This is a genomic window from Neobacillus phoenicis, assembly GCF_047302305.1.
GTDB lineage: Bacteria > Bacillota > Bacilli > Bacillales > Cytobacillaceae > Neobacillus.
On record NZ_CP154847.1, the window covers coordinates 1253305 to 1270600 of the forward strand.

Genomic DNA, 17296 nt, shown 5'->3' on the forward strand with positions numbered 1-17296 from the left:
CCCCCAAATATGTAAGATGTTATGTCTTTTTCTAAGGAGAGAAAATTTATAATCGTGCGATATAAAGTGCTTTTTATTCTATTGTAACACCTATCATAAAAAAATCCATTGTTCATTATATTTTATTAAAAGAAAAGGAGGTGCAGGTTTAACTGCACCTCCATCATCTATTAAGGCCCTCGCAAATGTACCCAAAGCTACCTCTACGAGTCTACTTTCTTACTGCCAATTGTTATGATTATTGTTATTGTTGTCTTTGTTTTGTTTTCGTTGTTGTTCCTGTAAGGCATGGAGGATATCTTGAACATCAATTTTTCCATCGCCATTGAGGTCAGTTAAGCCGCCGTTACCAGGCAATGGTGGTGTTGGTCCAGCACCCGCTAGAGTTACATTCGTATTTTTCGGTCTAAAGGCAAAGGTAAACACCAATAGTACAAGAATAAGCAATCCTGCCACACCATCAACAATATAGAAGATTGTCGAGTAATCAGACCATAATGTTTTACTGCTATCGACCTTCTTCTCGGCATTGGCAATATACTGCTTGATTTCAGAGTGATTTGGATAAATCCGCTGCACTGCCTCAAATTTCTCTAAAGCATGCTTATAATAGCCGCCCCAGTATAATTCTAAGCCTTCCTGGTACAGTTTATCTGTTTCACTCTTCGTATTTCTTACACCAGCCTGGTTCACAAATTCCTTCACCGTGTTAACTGGTACGGCAAAGTTAAAGCCCTGCACTTCCTGACCGTTTACTGTATCTCCTCTAAAGGTAAGCAACCCAATAATTTCGCCCTTGTCATTAATAACAGGGCCACCGCTATTTCCATGAGTGGCTGCAGCATTAATTTGAATGACCGGACTTCCTTGGTCTGTCTTTTTTGAAGTAGCAGAAATTTGTCCTGCATTCATAGAAGAAACTAGAGAGGAGTCTGGTGACAGCAAATCAGAATCTGCCGCTGCCGGGTAACCGATGACCCAAATATTGTCTTGGTTTTGGATATTGTCAGAGTTTCCGAGTGGTAGAGTAGGTAAGTTTTTCCCTTCAATTTTTAAAACGGCGACATCTTTACCTTCATTAATTGGAGCACCGTAGCTCTTCACTTCGCCATCAAGGACGTCTCCACCTGGTAAAATAACCTTCAATACCTTTTTCACACCTGTGTATTGTGTGTAGTTCAGCATATATTCATAGGCGGTATCATAATCCACTTTAAAATAGTCTGCCATAATTCCAACAAGCTGTTCAAAGGCGGCATTGGCAATGTCTTCGTCCTTCATTTGCGTCGTTTCTACTACATGAGCATTTGTTACGATATAGCCATCAGAGCTAATAATTCCGCCAGAACCGGAACCACCAAGAACCGATTGATAGTTTAACTGCTCCAAAATGGCCATAACCTCAGGATCATTTGGATTATTAAACTGCCATTCTACAACTGCGTAATCAAGAATCCGAACAACAGCCGGTTTCGTGTATTCAGCTAACTTTTGCGCTTGAGCAATGTTGCCCGCCGCTGGTTTGATATTTATTAGGAAGAAGGAGGTAACAATTACTGCTATGAGGATTAAGCTTAAAGGTATGGTAAAAAGGGCCCTTTTCTTCAAAATACAATTCACCTCTTAATCGAAATTTACGATGCACTCTGCAATATATTCGAATATGAGTGAAAGGTAATATTGTACATTAAAATTTTATGAGAATTCATATAATTATAAAAACGGAAAATTCTACTACTTTTTATCAAATATCTAGGATAAGATGAGTATTGGATATAGGGCATTTTTTCTAGTCATTATAATTTAAGGTTGTGGGTATATGAAAATTACAAAAATCCATCATATTGCAGTGATTTGTTCGGACTATGAGCGGTCAAAGGATTTCTATGTGCGAATTTTGGGGCTAAGGCCTATTAGTGAAGTCTATCGGGAGGAGCGAAAATCCTATAAACTTGATTTAGAAGTCAATGGTCACTATCAGATTGAGTTGTTTTCCTTCCCCAATCCGCCGTCACGACCAAGTTATCCAGAAGCGGCTGGATTAAGACATCTTGCGTTTGAAGTTGAGAATATGGAGAGCGCTGTTTCCTATTTGGAAAGCCATCAAATCACGGTTGAACCTATCCGTATAGATGAATTGACGAACAAGAAATTTACATTTTTCGCTGATCCTGATGGATTACCGATCGAATTTTATGAGCGATAAGCGTTTACGAATAAGAAGCAGGGATCTCAAGTGGATCACCTGCTTCTTATTTGATATGTGTAGTCCCTCGGGGGTGGACATCTGTTCACGAGTGGTGCCTGACACCTGGAATACCGTATTCATGTGGGGACCAGGTGCCGTATCCGCCGACATTCGGGTTTGGGGGATAGGGGCCATAGGGATTTAGTGGGCCAGTTCCCGCTCCAGGATAACCTGGGGTACCTATCCCTAACCCAGGATATCCGCCGAAAGGCGCAGTAGAGCCTATCCCTGCTAGAGGAGGGACCCCAACACCCCCCAGATTTCCTACACCTGGACTATATCCATAATATCCCTGCCCAGGCCCATATCCGCCATAACCAGGCGCACCTCCGCCTAGAAGCCCCGAACCTAAATAGCCTAATCCGAGACCTAGGAGCCCTGCTCCTAATTGCCCCAGGCCAAGGCCGGAATCAGGGTGATGTCCTTAATTGTGATGGTCTCCGTGGTGAGATGGATAGTCGTGATGAAACTGGTTCCCATGGTAGGATGAACCACCATGATGTGGCTGACTTCCATGTTGTGGCGGGTACCAATGTTGTGAAGGACTTCCATGATGATCCTGACCGCCACCACTTTGGTAATGCTGCTGATTGCTTTGATGAGATGAGTTGCCAGAATGGTGGTGACCTCCGTGTTGTCTTAACAAAGGGGTTAGATGTGGGACGGGCATGTGATAAGGATGATACATCATTCCTCACTCTCCTCTTTTTCTTTATCCATTAGCCTATGTATCTTTTTCTATACTTTCTTGGGTAAAGGCCCATAAATGAAAAATACGTCTTAAGACTTAGATTTCTTTCCGTTTGTAGTCCATGGCAGGCAGGAACTTTTTCATGTATTGTTGAAGTAATAAATGGAAATATCTTTCTTTTGAATACGTTTTTTTAAAGTAAATGAAACATTCATTTACTTTTATTCGTATGAATAAAAAGGATATTAGTCAGGAGTCGATCTATTATGAATCCAATATTATCGTTAATTGTCCGCTCGTTCGTAGCTATCCCTATTACAGTACTCACATGGCTTATATGCTACATCCCACTAGGCCAAGGATTTTGGGCATCCACGTTTTTTGCTATCCTGGGTGGAATCCTTACCCATGTGGTCCTGGCGTTTTTTCAGAACATCCGCTTTTTAAAAAAGCATCAGCTGTCTAGAAAGGAATATCGCTATATTTTGAAAAACCTATCAGAGGCGAAACGGAAAATTAATCGCTTAAATAAAAACCTCTTTTCCATTCGGGACCTGTCCTCTGTGAAACAAAGAATTGATATTTTACGGATTACAAAGAAGATCCAGAAGATGACGATGAAGGAACCGAAGCGTTTTTACCAAGCGGAGCAATTTTATTTTTCTCATTTAGACTCTGTTGTCGAGCTTACTGAAAAATACAGCTTTCTTTCCTCCCAACCCAAACAAAACATGGAGATGGGGCAGTCCCTTATCGAAACACGTAGAACTTTAAATGAACTGACAAAGGTGCTGGAAGAGGATTTATATCATGTGATCTCCGATGATATTGATACATTGAACTTTGAAATTGATGTTGCCAAGCATTCGATTAATAAGCAAAAAGATGCTAAATTTCCTGAAGAAAATAGGTGGAAAAAATGAGTGAAAACAACCCAATGGATTTAAATAAAAGTGGAAATTTGCTAGATGATATTCTAGCAGACCCGTTTGGTGACCAAGTGGAGCTCGCTAAACAGCCAGTCCAGCAGTCCAGTGACGCCAAGCCAGTCAAATTAATTGATGTAATTCCAGCGGAGCATCGGGCCAAGGCCTACCAGATTGCGGAACAAATTGATCCGACTAACCATCAAGCAATGATTCAGTACGGAACCCAGGCGCAAGGTAAGCTGTTGTCCTTCTCACATACTATGCTTGAGCATGTTCAGAAAAAGGATGTCGGCGAAATCGGGGATATCATCAATGACTTGATGAAGCGATTGAATGAGGTGAATCCGGATGAATTAAAGGATGGGAAGCCCTCCTTGTTTGCAAGGATGTTTGGGAAAATTTCCGGATCGCTGCAAGAGGTGTTATCCAAGTATCAGAAAACAGGGGCGCAAATAGACCGGATTAGTGTGAAGCTCGATCGTAGTAAAAATGTTCTTTTATCGGATATCAAGCTGCTTGAACAGCTCTATGAGACCAATAAAGAATATTTCCATGCGCTAAATGTGTATATTGCTGCAGGAGAAATTAAGCTAGAAGAGATGCAGACAAAAACCATCCCGCAGTTGAAAAAAGCGGCGGAAGCGACAAATGACCAAATGAAGTTTCAAGAAGTGAACGACATGATTCAGTTTGCAGACCGTCTGGATAAACGTCTGTATGATTTGAAATTAAGCCGAGAAATCACGATTCAAAGTGCGCCGCAAATTAGGCTGATTCAAAATACAAACCAAGCGCTTGTTGAAAAAATTCAATCGTCGATCATGACGGCAATTCCTTTATGGAAAAATCAAGTAGCCATCGCATTGACATTGATTCGCCAGCGCCATGCAGTTGAGGCACAAAAGCAAGTATCGAAAACAACCAATGAGCTGCTGTTGAAAAATGCAGAAATGCTTAAGACCAATACCATTGAAACAGCAAAAGAAAACGAGCGTGGTCTCGTTGATATCGAAACCTTGAAGAAAACCCAAGAAAACTTGATTTCCACGCTAGAAGAAACGATGCGAATACAGGAAGAAGGTCGCCATAAGCGCCGCCTCGCTGAACAAGAACTAGCAAACATGGAAAACGACCTTCGCCTCAAACTACTAGAAATCAAGGGCAAATAAAAACACCCCGCTGCTTACCACAGCGGGGTGTTTTTGGCTTAGGGTGTCCGGCACCACTCGTGGACACTGTCATTCTCTGGTGCCTAACCCTCGCAATGACACCGGCAATTAGTTATTGACCGGGGTTGCTTTTAGGTATTCTTCAAGGGTGATGCCACTATTCATGATTTGTTTGGCGATGGATTTTCCGACGTAGCGAAGGTGCCAGGGTTCATATTTGTAGCCAGTTACATCGTCTTTGCCGTTCGGGTAGCGGATGATGAAGCCGTACTCAGCCGAATGCTTTTCGAGCCACTCGGCCTCCGGTGTTCCCGCGAAGCAATCCTCTGCTGCGCATTTTCCGTCACCTCCGGTCACATCGATGGCAAGTCCTGTCTCATGTTCACTAGTCCCTGGAATTGCACTATAGGTTCGGGCTGCTTCGTATCCATCTAAACTCACGTAATAATTGAATAAAACGGTTTGGGCCTCATGAGACCTGTAAGCAGAAACACCAAGAAGATCAACGCCATCCTTTTTTGCCCCAGAAAACAAATTTTCAATGGCGTCCGCTGCTTTTTCACGCAATTTTCGTTTCTCTGTCTTTTTTTCAAACGTAAATGGAATATCTGGATAGACTAAATCGGTTGGCCTATAACCATCAGGAAGTGTATGGTTCTTATTGATTAAAACAGGAATGGCTTCAGGTGTGGAGACCACTTGAAGAGCCTCATCATCAGGATGGACACTCTTTTTTTTCCTTGCAGACTTATTTGCACTTATAGTTGGTTGATTATTCCACTTTTCCTCGTCATTTTGCGAAAAATGATTTTTCAATGAGCAGCCAGCAACGACAAAAACCAAAATAATTAAAGATACAATGGTAACTTTCAATTTTGACATGGCAAACGTCCTTTTATAAAAGAATTCACTTCATTCACCATCATGGACACGTTAACAGACTTTAAAACGTCCTTCATCCATTCTGTCCACATAAGCTCGATCATGAATTATTTTTCTGTTTACCCATGTTTTATACTTTTATTAGATTGAATTAGTAATTTGTCCCAATATATAGGTCTAAAGACTCTTTTTTAAAATAATTATGTTGCTTATGATTTTTATAAACACATAAATCGTACGAAACGGCAAAACCATTGAAAAATGGTGACGCAAAACTAAAGGGGCTACTGTTTTTAGACAATGCCAGCCAGTTACCGAACACGACTTACTCCGTCGATTTATGTAAACCACAATTGAGGAGGTTTTCATGTGTTAAAATTGTTGATGAAGGGTATGTACTATTATCATTTATTCCAACACCGTCACAACGAACTACTGCAACAGGATTGCCTATGTGCAGAGTTAAAAATGAAACTTAAGGTAAAAGCAACGTATCACTATAGTAAGGCATTGGAGCTTGTTTCCAAGATGCAGGCGTTGCCACTGTGATTAAAAAGTAAAGCCTAGGCTCCCGTAGCCTAGGCTTTAAATATTTTTAATGAGACATTGTTTCACTTCCATCATCATGGCCGTCTTTGGTCACCTTTAGCACCCCAACAGCGCCTTTTGTCGCATGATTGAACTGATGGGTAACGAATGGATAGCTGCCTTCTTTTGTTACTGTAAATTCCACAACCGCTCCGCCACTTGCTGCAAGCAGGATGGTTTGCATTCCTTTCATTCGGTTATACGGATTTCCGTCCATGTACACATCATCAAAAAGGGTACCGACAACATGGAAGCTGCTAACTTCATTCGGCCCGACGTTCATCACATAGAACCGTACTTTATCCCCCACTTTTGCAAGCAGTGGTTTGTCAACAAGGGCCCCAACTGTACCGTTTGTATTGGTATCCCCATCTTTTAAAGCTTTAGCTGAAAAAACAACATATTTGGGTGTGCCATTTGTAAAGTCATTCAAGTCATTGTATTTATACCATTCATTCTGAACAATAACGAATTCGCGGTCAACATCACCATCCGTTGGGTAACCTGTATTCGGTTTGACGATAATCGTACCATGCATACCATTAGCAATATGTGAGAGAACGGGTTTCGTTCCACAATGATACATGAACACCCCTGGGTTATCAGCCGGGTAGCTAAACGTTCCCGTTTGGTTTGGCATAACATTAGCAAAATCGGTAGATGGTGCGGCATGTACTGCGTGCATATCCATGCTATGTGGAATGGATGGGTCTATGTTTTTTAAGGTAAAATTAATTTTATCCCCCTGGTTGACAACAATGACTGGCCCAGGTGCTTCGCCATTAAACGTCCATGCTTTATACATATCGCCTTTTGAAATTTCAATATCAGTGATTTGAGCAGTCATTTCCACATTTACTTCATGTTCACCGATGCGAGTTATTTTTATAGGAGTTGGTTTCTGATTTAAATTCTCATGGGGTCCGAAAACTTGTGAAACGTTTTTCTTACTTGCTTCGTCTTTTACTACTTTTTCACTTGTAGAATCTGTTTTACCACAGGCACTTACTAACATGACAGAAGAAACCAGAATTGCTGCAAATTTTGCGATCTTACTCATTTAAATCTCCTCCATTTATCCCCTAATTGTTTTGTCTACGCTTTCATTTTACTTCTTGGAAAAAACCCCCTAGTGATAATAATCACTCAATCCACATTTGATAGTGAACGTTTTGTGAATTGGTGAGCAAACTCGTATTAGCACTGTGTTAATGCTAAATAATCCCACTAGTGAATGGATACTCTATACATAAAAGGAGGGACTTTTACATGAAAAATAAGGGTGACAAAACAAGTGAAGGGCTAAATCAAATTTTTGAAATCATCAACGCTAAAGGCGATGAAGGGGAGCTTAAAGAGATTGTTGAAAAATCAGATTCCACCAGGACTGATAAAAAGGAACTAGTAGAGTAACAATTGTGAAGGGCCTGGTTAGGGTTAATTAGGTCCTTTGACTATACTCCTATCATTGTGGGTAAGTAGGATAAACTTGTGAATAAGTCTGAATTTTCGGGGATATCCACATTAAAAGTTGTGGATAGAAGTTGAATAAGTACCAATTTTCACTTAATTATCTACATTATTGTGGATAGAATTGTTGGTGAATGTGGACAATTATGATTTTTCTGTTGATAACCATTGTTGTTATGTGGATATTTAGTATAAAACTGTGGATAGACCTGTGAATTCATTCATTAGGTGTTGTGACTATCCGATTAGGCCAAAAGCGGCATGGACGTTTAATAATGAATTTAATATGATTTTCTTATACCGTTTTAACCTCAATTATTTATTCCACCATAGACCTTCAAATGTATTCATTCAACACCTACATCAAGGACCAAACACACTTTTTATTTTATAAAAATTAAATAAGGGAGAGGTTTCATGAGTCTATTTATAAGAAAGAAGTACCTTTTTGCAATAATCGTTGTTGTACTCATTTTATCAAGTGTGCCCCTGATTGGAGCAGGAAACGCAGAAGCACAGGAGTCAAAGGTAAAGGATTTAAATATTGACCTAAATGTACCGCAAGTAACAAGAGAGGTAAAAGACAAACAAATCAAATTAAACCCTTTGCATGTGTATGAGGATGGCCGCTTTATGTTAGCTTCCAACCTAACGTGGAAATCGTCCAATAAAAAGGTAGCATCCGTTACTAAAGATGGGTTAGTTACGCTCAAAGGACACAAGGGGAAAAGCTTTATTTCTGTCAGCGACGGAAGATATTGTGATCGAATTTCCATTCAATATAAGGAAAATCAAATTCTCGTGAAAAAAGAAAAAGGCTCCCGCTATAACCTTATAGGCCGGGCATTGAAGCAAATGACGATGGAGGAAAAAGTGGGGCAAATGCTGATGCCGGATTTCCGCAAATGGAATAACGTGGATGTTACGGAAATGAAGCCTGAAATTGCTCAACTGGTAAAAGATTATCACCTTGGTGGAGTCATTTTATTTCGGGAAAATACGGTAACAGCTGACCAAACCACCAAACTGGTTAGTGCTTATCAAGAGGCATCCGAAAAATACGGGATGCTGATTTCCATTGACCAAGAGGGTGGGATTGTCACACGTCTACAAACAGGAACCGATTTTCCGGGGAACATGGCACTTGGCGCTGCACGCTCTGAGGAACTAGCTGAAAAAGTCGGCAAAGCAATCGGCGAAGAACTGGATGCATTAGGTATTAATATGAATTTTGGACCTGTTTTAGATGTAAATATGAATCCGGATAATCCGGTCATCGGAGTTCGTTCATTCGGGGAAAATCCAGAGTTAGTCGGGAAATTAGGCAATGCCTATATTAACGGTCTTCACCAAACGGGAACGGCTGCTACTGCGAAGCACTTTCCAGGACACGGAGACACCTCGGTGGATTCGCATTTAGGCATTGCGGAAGTGCCGCATGATATGGAGCGTTTGAAAAAGGTGGAATTAGTACCATTTCAACAGGCTATGGATGCTGGAATTGACGCCATCATGACGGCACACGTTACTTTTCCTAAAATAGATGATACAAAAGCTATTTCGAAAGCGGATGGCTCAGAAATTGCGGTGCCCGCAACCTTATCTAAAAAAGTATTAACGGGATTAATGCGTGAAGAAATGGATTATAAGGGAGTCATTGTGACGGACGCCATGAACATGGGAGCCATTTCAACACATTTTGGTCCGGTAGATGCTGCGATTCGTGCGGTTCAGGCGGGTACAGACATTCTTTTGATGCCGGTTGGAGTGGCTGAAGTCGCGAATGGGATATATAAGGCTGTGAATGCAGGCGATATTTCAACGGACAGACTGGATCAATCAGTTGAGCGCATTTTAACATTGAAACTAAATCGAGGGATCGTGAAGGCCGAGGAAGAAAAGAGCTTGGATGAGAAGGTAGCAAATGCGATGAAAATAGTCGGTTCTGCTGAACATAAGGCTATAGAAAAGGAAGCAGCCGCCCAATCGATCACGCTAGTGAAAAATGATAGCGTGCTTCCGCTTAACCCAGCAAGTGGAGATAAGATTGCAGTTGTCGGAGGTTCTAACTTCTCTATGAATTTACTCGCTGACGAAGTGAAAAAGCATCATGGAAATGTAATTTATATCAATACTTCAAAGCAACTGACAGCTGCGCAGCTCAACCAAGTGAAAGATGCTAAATATATCATTGCCGGAACGTCTACTTTTTCAATAGGTGGCCGTGCACCTACAGCCGATCAAATGGTGATGACAAACCAGCTGATTGCGACAGGCATTCCTGTTGTGGCAGTAAGTGCACGAAATCCATATGACATCATGTCCTATCCAACAGTGGGAGCCTATCTTGTCCAGTATGGCTTCAAACCTGCGAGCTTCGAAGCAGAAGCAAACACCATTTTCGGTGAAAACCAGCCAACAGGAAAACTACCAGTGACCATCTACAACCAAGACGGAAGCGTATTATACGGCTACGGCCATGGATTAAATTATTAAGAAAGAGGGACAGTCCCCCGCTGCACTAAAGCGCCGGGGGACTGTCCCTCTTTTTGTATTTTAATGACATTTGTCATCTCATTTTGGTGACATTCCTTACTAAAATCTCCCACCTTCGAATCGTACAATGATATCAAGAAAGCAGGAGGTGTTCGAAAATGAATGAAATTTTACGCTTAACGAATGTGACAAAGTCATTTCAACATAAAAAGGCAGTTAACGATGTGAGCTTTACGATTGGAAAAGGAGAAGTAGTGGCCATACTTGGTCCAAATGGCGCCGGGAAAACAACCACCATCTCTATGATTCTAGGCTTACTCAAGCCAACATCAGGAGAGATAACCCTTTTTAACCGCCAACCGCACGAAAAGCAGGTCCGTGAAAAAATCGGTACTATGCTTCAAGAAGTTAGTGTCATGCCAGGACTGAAGGTACGCGAAATCCTCGCGCTAATCCGCAGCTATTACCCAGAGCCGCTTCCGATGGAGAAACTCATCCAGCTGACTGGCCTCACCGATCAGGATTTAAAAACGAGGGCCGAAAAATTGTCGGGAGGACAAAAGCGACGCTTAAGCTTTGCACTCGCACTTGCGGGAAATCCAGAACTGATCATCTTTGATGAACCAACCGTCGGCATGGATATAACAGCGAGAAACCGTTTTTGGCAAACCGTCCGGATGTTGGCGGCACAAGGAAAAACGATTATTTTTTCCACTCATTACCTTCAAGAAGCAGATGATGCGTCAGACCGGATTCTTCTTTTTAAAGACGGCTCCATCGTCGCTGATGGAACACCGACACAAATCAAAGCGAGAATCTCCAAGCAATCTGTTTCCTTTATGGTGGATCCTGAACGCTCATTGGAGCCATTGTATCAGCACAGTGAAATTGATGATATCTATCGAAAAAATAACCGGGTTTACGTGCAAACATCTAATACGGATCAGGTGTTGGAACTAATTTTTCAAGAGAAATTAGGAGCACATGACATCCAAATTGAACGTGGAAAGCTAGAGGAAGCGTTCGAGCAACTGACAAGCGAAACAAAGGAGGCAATATAGATGAAAACATTTCAAATGCAATGCAAAGTCGAAATCATCAGGGTTTTAAGAAATCGATATTTTGTCTTTTGGTCGCTCGTTATGCCGATTATCTTTTACTATATTTTTACCAACCTAGTGAATTCGGATGTGCCGAACAAAACCGAGTGGCAAGCCCATTACTTAATGTCGATGACTGTATTCAGCGTGATGGGTTCATCCATGATGACACTCGGTATCCGCATGGTGCAGGAGCGCTCGCAAGGCTGGTCCACATTTATTCGTATCACGCCGCTATCTGACACCGTCTACTTTGCGGCGCAAATGATTGGTCAGAGCGTAATTCACCTTTTTTCCATTACGATTATTTTTATCGCCGGTGCTCTAATTAATGACGTATCTTTAACAGCCATGGAATGGATCATGAGCGGTATCTGGATTTTGCTAGGCTCGCTGCCGTTCCTAGCGATTGGTACACTTATTGGCATGATGAAAAAAGTAGAAACAGCAGCCGGAATCAGTAATGTCATTTACATGGTACTCGCTGTGGCTGGGGGCTTATGGATGCCGCTGGAGGTCATGCCTAAAATGATGCAATCGATCGCTAAATGGCTTCCTTCCTACAATTTCGGTAACGGCGCCTGGGAGATTGTCCGTGGTAATCTGCCTGATTGGAAAAATATTCTTATTTTAGTCGCCTACTTAGCCGTATTCATGCTACTATCGAAATATATTAGAAGAAAACAAGAAGTGGTGTGATGCGGTGTGAATTTCTCTATTTTTCCAAGACAATTTGGATTCTTTCCTTATATGTTTCTTATATATCTAGGGTTTCCTATCTACTATTTAACAAAGGAAGCAGGAATGAAGCAGCTCATTGGCTATCTAATGGTGCTGCTTTTCTTAGTAACGTACCGCCAGCTTTATTTTTTAATGGGGAAAAAAAGCTTCTCTTACTGGCTAGCAGTCCAACTAGCGATTGTGTTTTCCTTTAGTCTGTTTTATCACTTAAACTACATGTTTTTAGGATTTTTCCCGGCGAATTTCATTGGCTGGTATCAGGATAAGAGGGTGTTTAGGAGAGGGCTGATCAGCTTAGTATGTGTTCAGCTCATTCCGTTCATCGTCCATGTGACCAAAACGGGGACCTTTTTTACAACCAAAGAGCTAATTTACTTCATTCCGTTTCTCATCATCATGCTGATCTCCCCTTTTGGCATTCGTTCGATGAATCGTAGAATGGAGCTGGAAAAAGCGCTCGACAAAGCGAATCAGAAAATTGAGGAATTGGTGAAGCGAGAGGAGCGAGTGCGGATTGCCCGCGATCTTCATGATACACTCGGACATACCTTGTCCCTTTTGACATTAAAGAGCCAGCTTGTTCAACGGTTGACTGCGGTTGATCCAGAACGGGCCCGTCACGAGGCAAAGGAAATGGAGGTCACCTCCCGCGCTGCACTCAAGCAGGTGCGCGAGTTGGTATCGGATATGCGAGCGTCGACCATTGCAGAAGAGCTCATCCAAGTACAGCAAATTTTACGTGCGGCTGGAATTACCTATCAGTACGATGGCGAGGTTAATTTTTCAACGATTTCTCCCTTCACGCAAAACATTATCGCCATGTGTGTGCGGGAGGCTGCCACCAATGTCGTGAAACATAGCCGCGCTACCCATTGTTCCATTTCTATTAAGCTTTTTTCTGAAAAAATGAACATTGTCATCCGTGATGACGGGATGGGTGTAAGCACTAGTCGAGTGTTTGGGAATGGTTTGCGGGGGATGGAAGAGAGGCTTGCGCTTGTTGAGGGTGTACTGACTCTATCAAACCATAATGGTGCCATCTTGGAAATAACGGTGCCAATTATAAAAAAAGCAGAGGGGGCAGCGGGATGATTCGTTTATTAATTGCAGAAGACCAACGCATGTTGTTGGGAGCGCTTGGCTCACTCTTGGAATTAGAGGCTGACATGAAGGTTGTGGGCCAGTCGATGAATGGAGCAGATGCTCTTTCCGCAATTTTGGAGCTGAAGCCAGATGTTTGCTTAATGGATATTGAGATGCCTGTGATGAACGGTCTTGAGGTGGCAGAGGAGCTCGCACGCCGGGGGGCTTCCAGTAAGATCATAATCTTAACCACGTTTGCTCGACCGGGATATTTCGAACGGGCCGTGAAGATCGGAGTCCATGGCTACTTGCTGAAAGACGGAGAGATCGACGAGCTGGCAGATGCCATTCGTAAGGTGATCTCTGGAAAACGTGTTTTCAGCCCTGAACTAGCATTTACAGTGATTCGGGAGGAAAACCCGCTCACCCCGAAAGAACAAGAGATTCTAAGATTAGCAGCCTTAGGGAAAACAACAAAAGAAATCACAGCTGAACTCTATTTATCTTCCGGCACTGTCCGCAATTACATCTCCGAAATCATTCACAAACTAGACGCTAAAAACCGAACCGAAGCCGCAACCATCGCCGAAAAAAAAGGATGGCTCTAAAAGAAGAGGGGACAGTCCCCCAGCGCTTTAACGCACTGGGGGACTGTCCCTTAATTTGTGGACAACCACCCATTTATCGCCCTTTCTAATGTGGACAACCTTCCTTCAAATAGGGACAAGAATAAATTAATACTAGTTCGTAAGGAGGGAAGGACATGGTACGAAAGGCAATTATACCCGCTGCTGGGTATGGAACAAGAACTCTGCCAATCACGAAGGTTCTACCGAAGGAGATGCTTCCGATTTGCGGGAGACCGGCAATTGACTATCTTGTCGAGGAGGCAATTAAATCAGGAATCGAGCAAATCCTAATTGTGGTGTCGAGGTCTAAAAATATGATTCTTGATTACTATGACCGGTCGGTGGAGCTGGAAACTTATTTAGAGGAAAAGGGAAAGAGTCATTTATTAAAAGAAATCATATTACCAGATGTACATTTTCAATATGTCAGGCAATCATATGCACGCGGTTTAGGTGACGCTATCCTACTGGGTAAACACTTTGTAGGGGATGAACCGTTTGCAGTTTTGCTACCAGATGAGATTATCCTTTCTGACAAGCAGCCACCATTAAGTCAGTTAATTGAGATGTTCAAAGAATACAAGGGAAATGTCGTTGGCGTCAAAAAGACGGCCCCATCCCTATTAAAAAACTACGGTGTCATTCACCCTCAAGCACTAAGGGAAAAAGAATACACGATCAAGGACATCGTTGAAAAACCACAGCAATCACCCCCGTCAGATTTAGCTGTAATCGGACGATATATTTTTAATCCTCCCATCTTTCATTATCTTGAAACCGTCACACCTGGTGTAGGGGGAGAAATTCAACTGACAGACGCCATTAAAGCGATGGCCAAGGATTATACAAGCTATGCATTAGAGATACAAGGTCAAAGCTATGATATTGCCAAAAGTAGTGAGTATATCAAACTGATTAACTATTTATGTGGACCAAGGGAGGATTAACCAACGTGAAAATCTTAATCGTTGGTACAGGATATGTAGGAACGACGACAGGTCTCATTTTTTGTGAAATGGGGCATCAGGTTACAGGACTTGATCTGGATGAGAATAAAATCAAAGCTTTGGAAGCTGGTAAACTACACTTCTATGAGCCGGGACTGGAAGACCTGTTAATTAAGCATATCGCTGCGAAAAATATTTCTTTTACAAAAAAGACCAAAAAGGCCGTTAAAGAAAATGATGTTATATTTATTTGCGTCGGCACCCCTCAAGGCACAGATGGAAGTGCAGACCTTACTTTTGTGAAAAATGTGGCGGAATCTATTGGAACGAATATGGACAACTACAAGGTGATAGTCACGAAAAGCACGGTGCCAGTCGGAACAGCAGAGCTAGTTACGAAATGGATCCGCGAAAAACAAAACGACCCAATTCCATTTGATGTTGTCTCCAATCCTGAGTTTCTCCGTGAAGGGTCTGCTGTTCTTGATGCACTAAACCCGGACCGTATTGTCATTGGTACAACAAGTGAAAAAGCAAGAGCCATAATGCGAGACCTGTATAAAGACTTTCACTGTCCAATCGTCGAAACGAACCCTAGGGCTTCCGAAATGATAAAGTATGCCGCTAACTCCTTTCTCGCCCTTAAGATCTCCTATATTAACGAGTTAGCTAGATTGTGTAATAGGCTTCAGATTAATGTGAATGATGTCTCAAAGGCGATTGGATTGGATCACAGGATTGGTCCTCATTTCCTTAATGCCGGATTAGGCTATGGAGGTTCTTGTTTTCCTAAAGATGTGAGCGCATTAATCCAAGTGGCGAGACAAAATGGCCGGCCGTTGTCCATATTAGAAAGCGCTGCTAAAGTGAACAAAGAACAAACAGATTATTTTATTGAAAAAATCAAGCAGGTTCTCGGAGGGAATCTCCAAAGTAAAACGATTGCTGTTCTAGGAGTAGCATTTAAAGCGAACACCGATGATACGAGGGAAGCCCCAAGTCTCGTTTTAATCAAACAATTACAAGAAGAGAAAGTGAATCTAAGGGTACATGATCCGATCGTAAAGCTAGAAAGCGGGCAGTTCCCAACAGTAGCGGAAACGGTGACAGGGGCGGATGCGGTTGTCCTATGTACTGACTGGGACGACTATAAAGCCCTCGATTGGGCCAGTCTTAAACCGTTAATGAATCAACCCTGTATATTCGATGGAAGAAACATGATTGATAAAAGATTGGTCGAAAGCCTGGGATTCAACTACTTAGGGATAGCTAATCATTAATATCCTCGCAAAAAAAAGAGCATTGATGAATGCTCTTTTTTGCATTATAAGAAAGTATAAAATTACTTCGAGAATTGTCAAGCTAAAGTCAAAGAGCGACTTTTCTTGCAGATGAACATTTGCCTGGCTACATAAGGCTATCGCCTTTTACGCATAAGTACGACTAGGTCTCTGTCTGCGCTCCGCTTGCCAATCGACCAGTCTTCTTTATCGGGGCTGATCAAGGCGCTTTCGCTTTTCTTGTGTTGTCGCGTTATTCCTGGCTTTTCAGTACCAGTTGTAGTCCTAAACCGATATAAATGGCTCCAACGACTTTCCCTTGCCAACGGGCGAATTTACTGTTCTTATTAGAAAATAGTCGTTTTCCAATAGAACTGGTAAGAAAGGCTAAAAGAGTCGTATACAAAATGCTCATTAGCACAAATGTGAGTCCAAGGATTAACAGTTGATAAACAACAGGAGTACCATTATTCCGGACAAATTGCGGCAGGAACGCTAAGAAAAAGAGCGCAGTCTTAGGATTCAGTAACTCGATCAACAAAGCCTGACGAAAAGACACGGCAGGATTTCTCTTTTTCTCATCGGCAGCAGGCTTCGCTTGCTGCCCTTTTGTTTTTTCAAGTAACGATTTTACTCCTAAAAATATCAAATAGGCGGCACCTAAATATTTAACAATCTCAAATGCGAGAGAAGAGGTCATTAAAATGGCAGAAAGCCCAAGAACCGCGGCAACCGTATGGATTAAGTCGCCAACTGCAATCCCAACTCCAGTAATAATTCCTGCTTTTCTCCCACCTCGCGCTGTCTGGGTAACCGTCAGTAAAACAGCAGGACCAGGTATCAAAAATAACACCAACACAACTAATATAAACGAGATCAATGTAATCGCTCCTGTTTATTGTAATTTTTAGAATACTTACCTCAATTATACTGCTTTAAAGTGGTGAACACATCTACAAAATAAATATTAATGAATGCAGGCGTGAGCGGTTTACACTTTTTCAAAGGTGTACAACCTTCCGTTCCTATCGTAGTAGAATAGA

17 protein-coding genes and 1 riboswitch are annotated in these 17296 nt (G+C 42.0%); of the genes, 13 read left to right on the forward strand and 4 right to left on the reverse strand.

Translation table 11 applies throughout. The annotated features are described in order from the left end of the window. Positions 1-219: 219 nt before the first annotated feature. Positions 220-1608 carry a trypsin-like peptidase domain-containing protein gene (locus AA0X95_RS06600; protein ID WP_413306881.1) on the reverse strand — a complete coding sequence of 463 codons (1389 nt, stop codon included), beginning with the start codon at positions 1606-1608 and terminating at the stop codon, positions 220-222. A 211-nt stretch (positions 1609-1819) separates the two neighbouring features. On the opposite strand from AA0X95_RS06600, the gene AA0X95_RS06605 reads away from it, so the two are divergent. From AA0X95_RS06605 to AA0X95_RS06620, 4 genes are all read left to right on the forward strand, one after another. Continuing rightward, complete coding sequence (locus AA0X95_RS06605; protein ID WP_413306884.1) at positions 1820-2206, forward strand: VOC family protein; 387 nt, start codon at positions 1820-1822, stop codon at positions 2204-2206. A 492-nt stretch (positions 2207-2698) separates the two neighbouring features. After that, positions 2699-2971 carry a hypothetical protein gene (locus AA0X95_RS06610; protein WP_413306886.1) on the forward strand — a complete coding sequence of 91 codons (273 nt, stop codon included), beginning with the start codon at positions 2699-2701 and terminating at the stop codon, positions 2969-2971. Between the two features lie 234 nt (positions 2972-3205). Beyond that, on the forward strand, positions 3206-3862 hold the full coding sequence (locus tag AA0X95_RS06615; RefSeq protein WP_308082425.1) for a 5-bromo-4-chloroindolyl phosphate hydrolysis family protein: 657 nt from the start codon (positions 3206-3208) through the stop codon (positions 3860-3862). Beyond that, complete coding sequence (locus AA0X95_RS06620; protein WP_413306889.1) at positions 3859-5037, forward strand: toxic anion resistance protein; 1179 nt, start codon at positions 3859-3861, stop codon at positions 5035-5037. The genes AA0X95_RS06615 and AA0X95_RS06620 overlap by 4 nt, the downstream gene beginning before the upstream one ends. Before the next feature lie 108 nt (positions 5038-5145). Here the strand turns inward: AA0X95_RS06620 and AA0X95_RS06625 are convergent, their stop codons facing one another. Beyond that, on the reverse strand, positions 5146-5919 hold the full coding sequence (locus AA0X95_RS06625) for a D-alanyl-D-alanine carboxypeptidase family protein (protein ID WP_413306892.1): 774 nt from the start codon (positions 5917-5919) through the stop codon (positions 5146-5148). Positions 5920-6153: 234 nt separating this feature from the next. Beyond that, positions 6154-6238: riboswitch (cyclic di-GMP riboswitch) on the forward strand. 50 nt (positions 6239-6288) lie between these two features. Between AA0X95_RS06625 and AA0X95_RS06630 the strand changes: the two genes are divergently transcribed. Then, positions 6289-6468 carry a hypothetical protein gene (locus AA0X95_RS06630; RefSeq protein WP_309859069.1) on the forward strand — a complete coding sequence of 60 codons (180 nt, stop codon included), beginning with the start codon at positions 6289-6291 and terminating at the stop codon, positions 6466-6468. 46 nt (positions 6469-6514) lie between these two features. Here AA0X95_RS06630 and AA0X95_RS06635 read toward each other — a convergent pair whose 3' ends face one another. Further along, positions 6515-7567 (reverse strand): multicopper oxidase domain-containing protein, encoded by a 1053-nt coding sequence (locus tag AA0X95_RS06635; protein WP_413306895.1) that lies wholly within the window; start codon positions 7565-7567, stop codon positions 6515-6517. A 209-nt stretch (positions 7568-7776) separates the two neighbouring features. On the opposite strand from AA0X95_RS06635, the gene AA0X95_RS06640 reads away from it, so the two are divergent. The 8 genes from AA0X95_RS06640 to AA0X95_RS06675 all read left to right on the forward strand — a co-directional run bounded on the left by AA0X95_RS06640 (position 7777) and on the right by AA0X95_RS06675 (position 16253). Continuing rightward, a complete protein-coding gene (locus AA0X95_RS06640; RefSeq protein WP_413306897.1) occupies positions 7777-7920 on the forward strand; it encodes a hypothetical protein in 144 nt (47 codons plus the stop codon). Between the two features lie 474 nt (positions 7921-8394). After that, positions 8395-10473, forward strand: coding sequence for a glycoside hydrolase family 3 N-terminal domain-containing protein (locus AA0X95_RS06645; protein ID WP_413306900.1), 2079 nt, complete (start codon positions 8395-8397; stop codon positions 10471-10473). A gap of 158 nt (positions 10474-10631) precedes the next feature. Next, entirely contained in the window at positions 10632-11534 is a 903-nt protein-coding gene (locus AA0X95_RS06650) for an ABC transporter ATP-binding protein (RefSeq protein ID WP_413306903.1), read from the forward strand. Beyond that, on the forward strand, positions 11535-12272 hold the full coding sequence (locus tag AA0X95_RS06655) for an ABC transporter permease (protein ID WP_413306906.1): 738 nt from the start codon (positions 11535-11537) through the stop codon (positions 12270-12272). Between the two features lie 51 nt (positions 12273-12323). Next, complete coding sequence (locus AA0X95_RS06660; protein WP_413309870.1) at positions 12324-13406, forward strand: sensor histidine kinase; 1083 nt, start codon at positions 12324-12326, stop codon at positions 13404-13406. After that, positions 13403-14005: a response regulator transcription factor gene (locus tag AA0X95_RS06665; RefSeq protein WP_413306909.1), complete on the forward strand. Its 603-nt coding sequence runs from the start codon at positions 13403-13405 to the stop codon at positions 14003-14005. The genes AA0X95_RS06660 and AA0X95_RS06665 overlap by 4 nt, the downstream gene beginning before the upstream one ends. Positions 14006-14160: 155 nt before the next feature. Beyond that, positions 14161-14973: a UTP--glucose-1-phosphate uridylyltransferase gene (locus tag AA0X95_RS06670; protein WP_413306912.1), complete on the forward strand. Its 813-nt coding sequence runs from the start codon at positions 14161-14163 to the stop codon at positions 14971-14973. Positions 14974-14978: 5 nt separating this feature from the next. Continuing rightward, positions 14979-16253: a UDP-glucose dehydrogenase family protein gene (locus AA0X95_RS06675; protein ID WP_413306915.1), complete on the forward strand. Its 1275-nt coding sequence runs from the start codon at positions 14979-14981 to the stop codon at positions 16251-16253. Between the two features lie 253 nt (positions 16254-16506). Here the strand turns inward: AA0X95_RS06675 and AA0X95_RS06680 are convergent, their stop codons facing one another. Next, positions 16507-17133 carry a LysE family translocator gene (locus AA0X95_RS06680; RefSeq protein ID WP_413306918.1) on the reverse strand — a complete coding sequence of 209 codons (627 nt, stop codon included), beginning with the start codon at positions 17131-17133 and terminating at the stop codon, positions 16507-16509. Positions 17134-17296 lie beyond the last annotated feature (163 nt).

What these genes read in the sequence shown, in the direction of transcription:
- AA0X95_RS06610 (WP_413306886.1), top strand. Translation starts at nt 2,699, where the DNA reads ATGGATAGTCGTGATGAAACTGGTTCCCATGGTAGGATGAACCACCAT.
- AA0X95_RS06655 (WP_413306906.1), top strand. Translation starts at nt 11,535, where the DNA reads ATGAAAACATTTCAAATGCAATGCAAAGTCGAAATCATCAGGGTTTTA.
- AA0X95_RS06615 (WP_308082425.1), top strand. Translation starts at nt 3,206, where the DNA reads ATGAATCCAATATTATCGTTAATTGTCCGCTCGTTCGTAGCTATCCCT.
- AA0X95_RS06665 (WP_413306909.1), top strand. Translation starts at nt 13,403, where the DNA reads ATGATTCGTTTATTAATTGCAGAAGACCAACGCATGTTGTTGGGAGCG.
- AA0X95_RS06640 (WP_413306897.1), top strand. Translation starts at nt 7,777, where the DNA reads ATGAAAAATAAGGGTGACAAAACAAGTGAAGGGCTAAATCAAATTTTT.
- AA0X95_RS06635 (WP_413306895.1), bottom strand. Translation starts at nt 7,567, where the DNA reads ATGAGTAAGATCGCAAAATTTGCAGCAATTCTGGTTTCTTCTGTCATG.
- AA0X95_RS06650 (WP_413306903.1), top strand. Translation starts at nt 10,632, where the DNA reads ATGAATGAAATTTTACGCTTAACGAATGTGACAAAGTCATTTCAACAT.
- AA0X95_RS06660 (WP_413309870.1), top strand. Translation starts at nt 12,324, where the DNA reads ATGTTTCTTATATATCTAGGGTTTCCTATCTACTATTTAACAAAGGAA.
- AA0X95_RS06670 (WP_413306912.1), top strand. Translation starts at nt 14,161, where the DNA reads ATGGTACGAAAGGCAATTATACCCGCTGCTGGGTATGGAACAAGAACT.
- AA0X95_RS06625 (WP_413306892.1), bottom strand. Translation starts at nt 5,919, where the DNA reads ATGTCAAAATTGAAAGTTACCATTGTATCTTTAATTATTTTGGTTTTT.
- AA0X95_RS06620 (WP_413306889.1), top strand. Translation starts at nt 3,859, where the DNA reads ATGAGTGAAAACAACCCAATGGATTTAAATAAAAGTGGAAATTTGCTA.
- AA0X95_RS06645 (WP_413306900.1), top strand. Translation starts at nt 8,395, where the DNA reads ATGAGTCTATTTATAAGAAAGAAGTACCTTTTTGCAATAATCGTTGTT.
- AA0X95_RS06605 (WP_413306884.1), top strand. Translation starts at nt 1,820, where the DNA reads ATGAAAATTACAAAAATCCATCATATTGCAGTGATTTGTTCGGACTAT.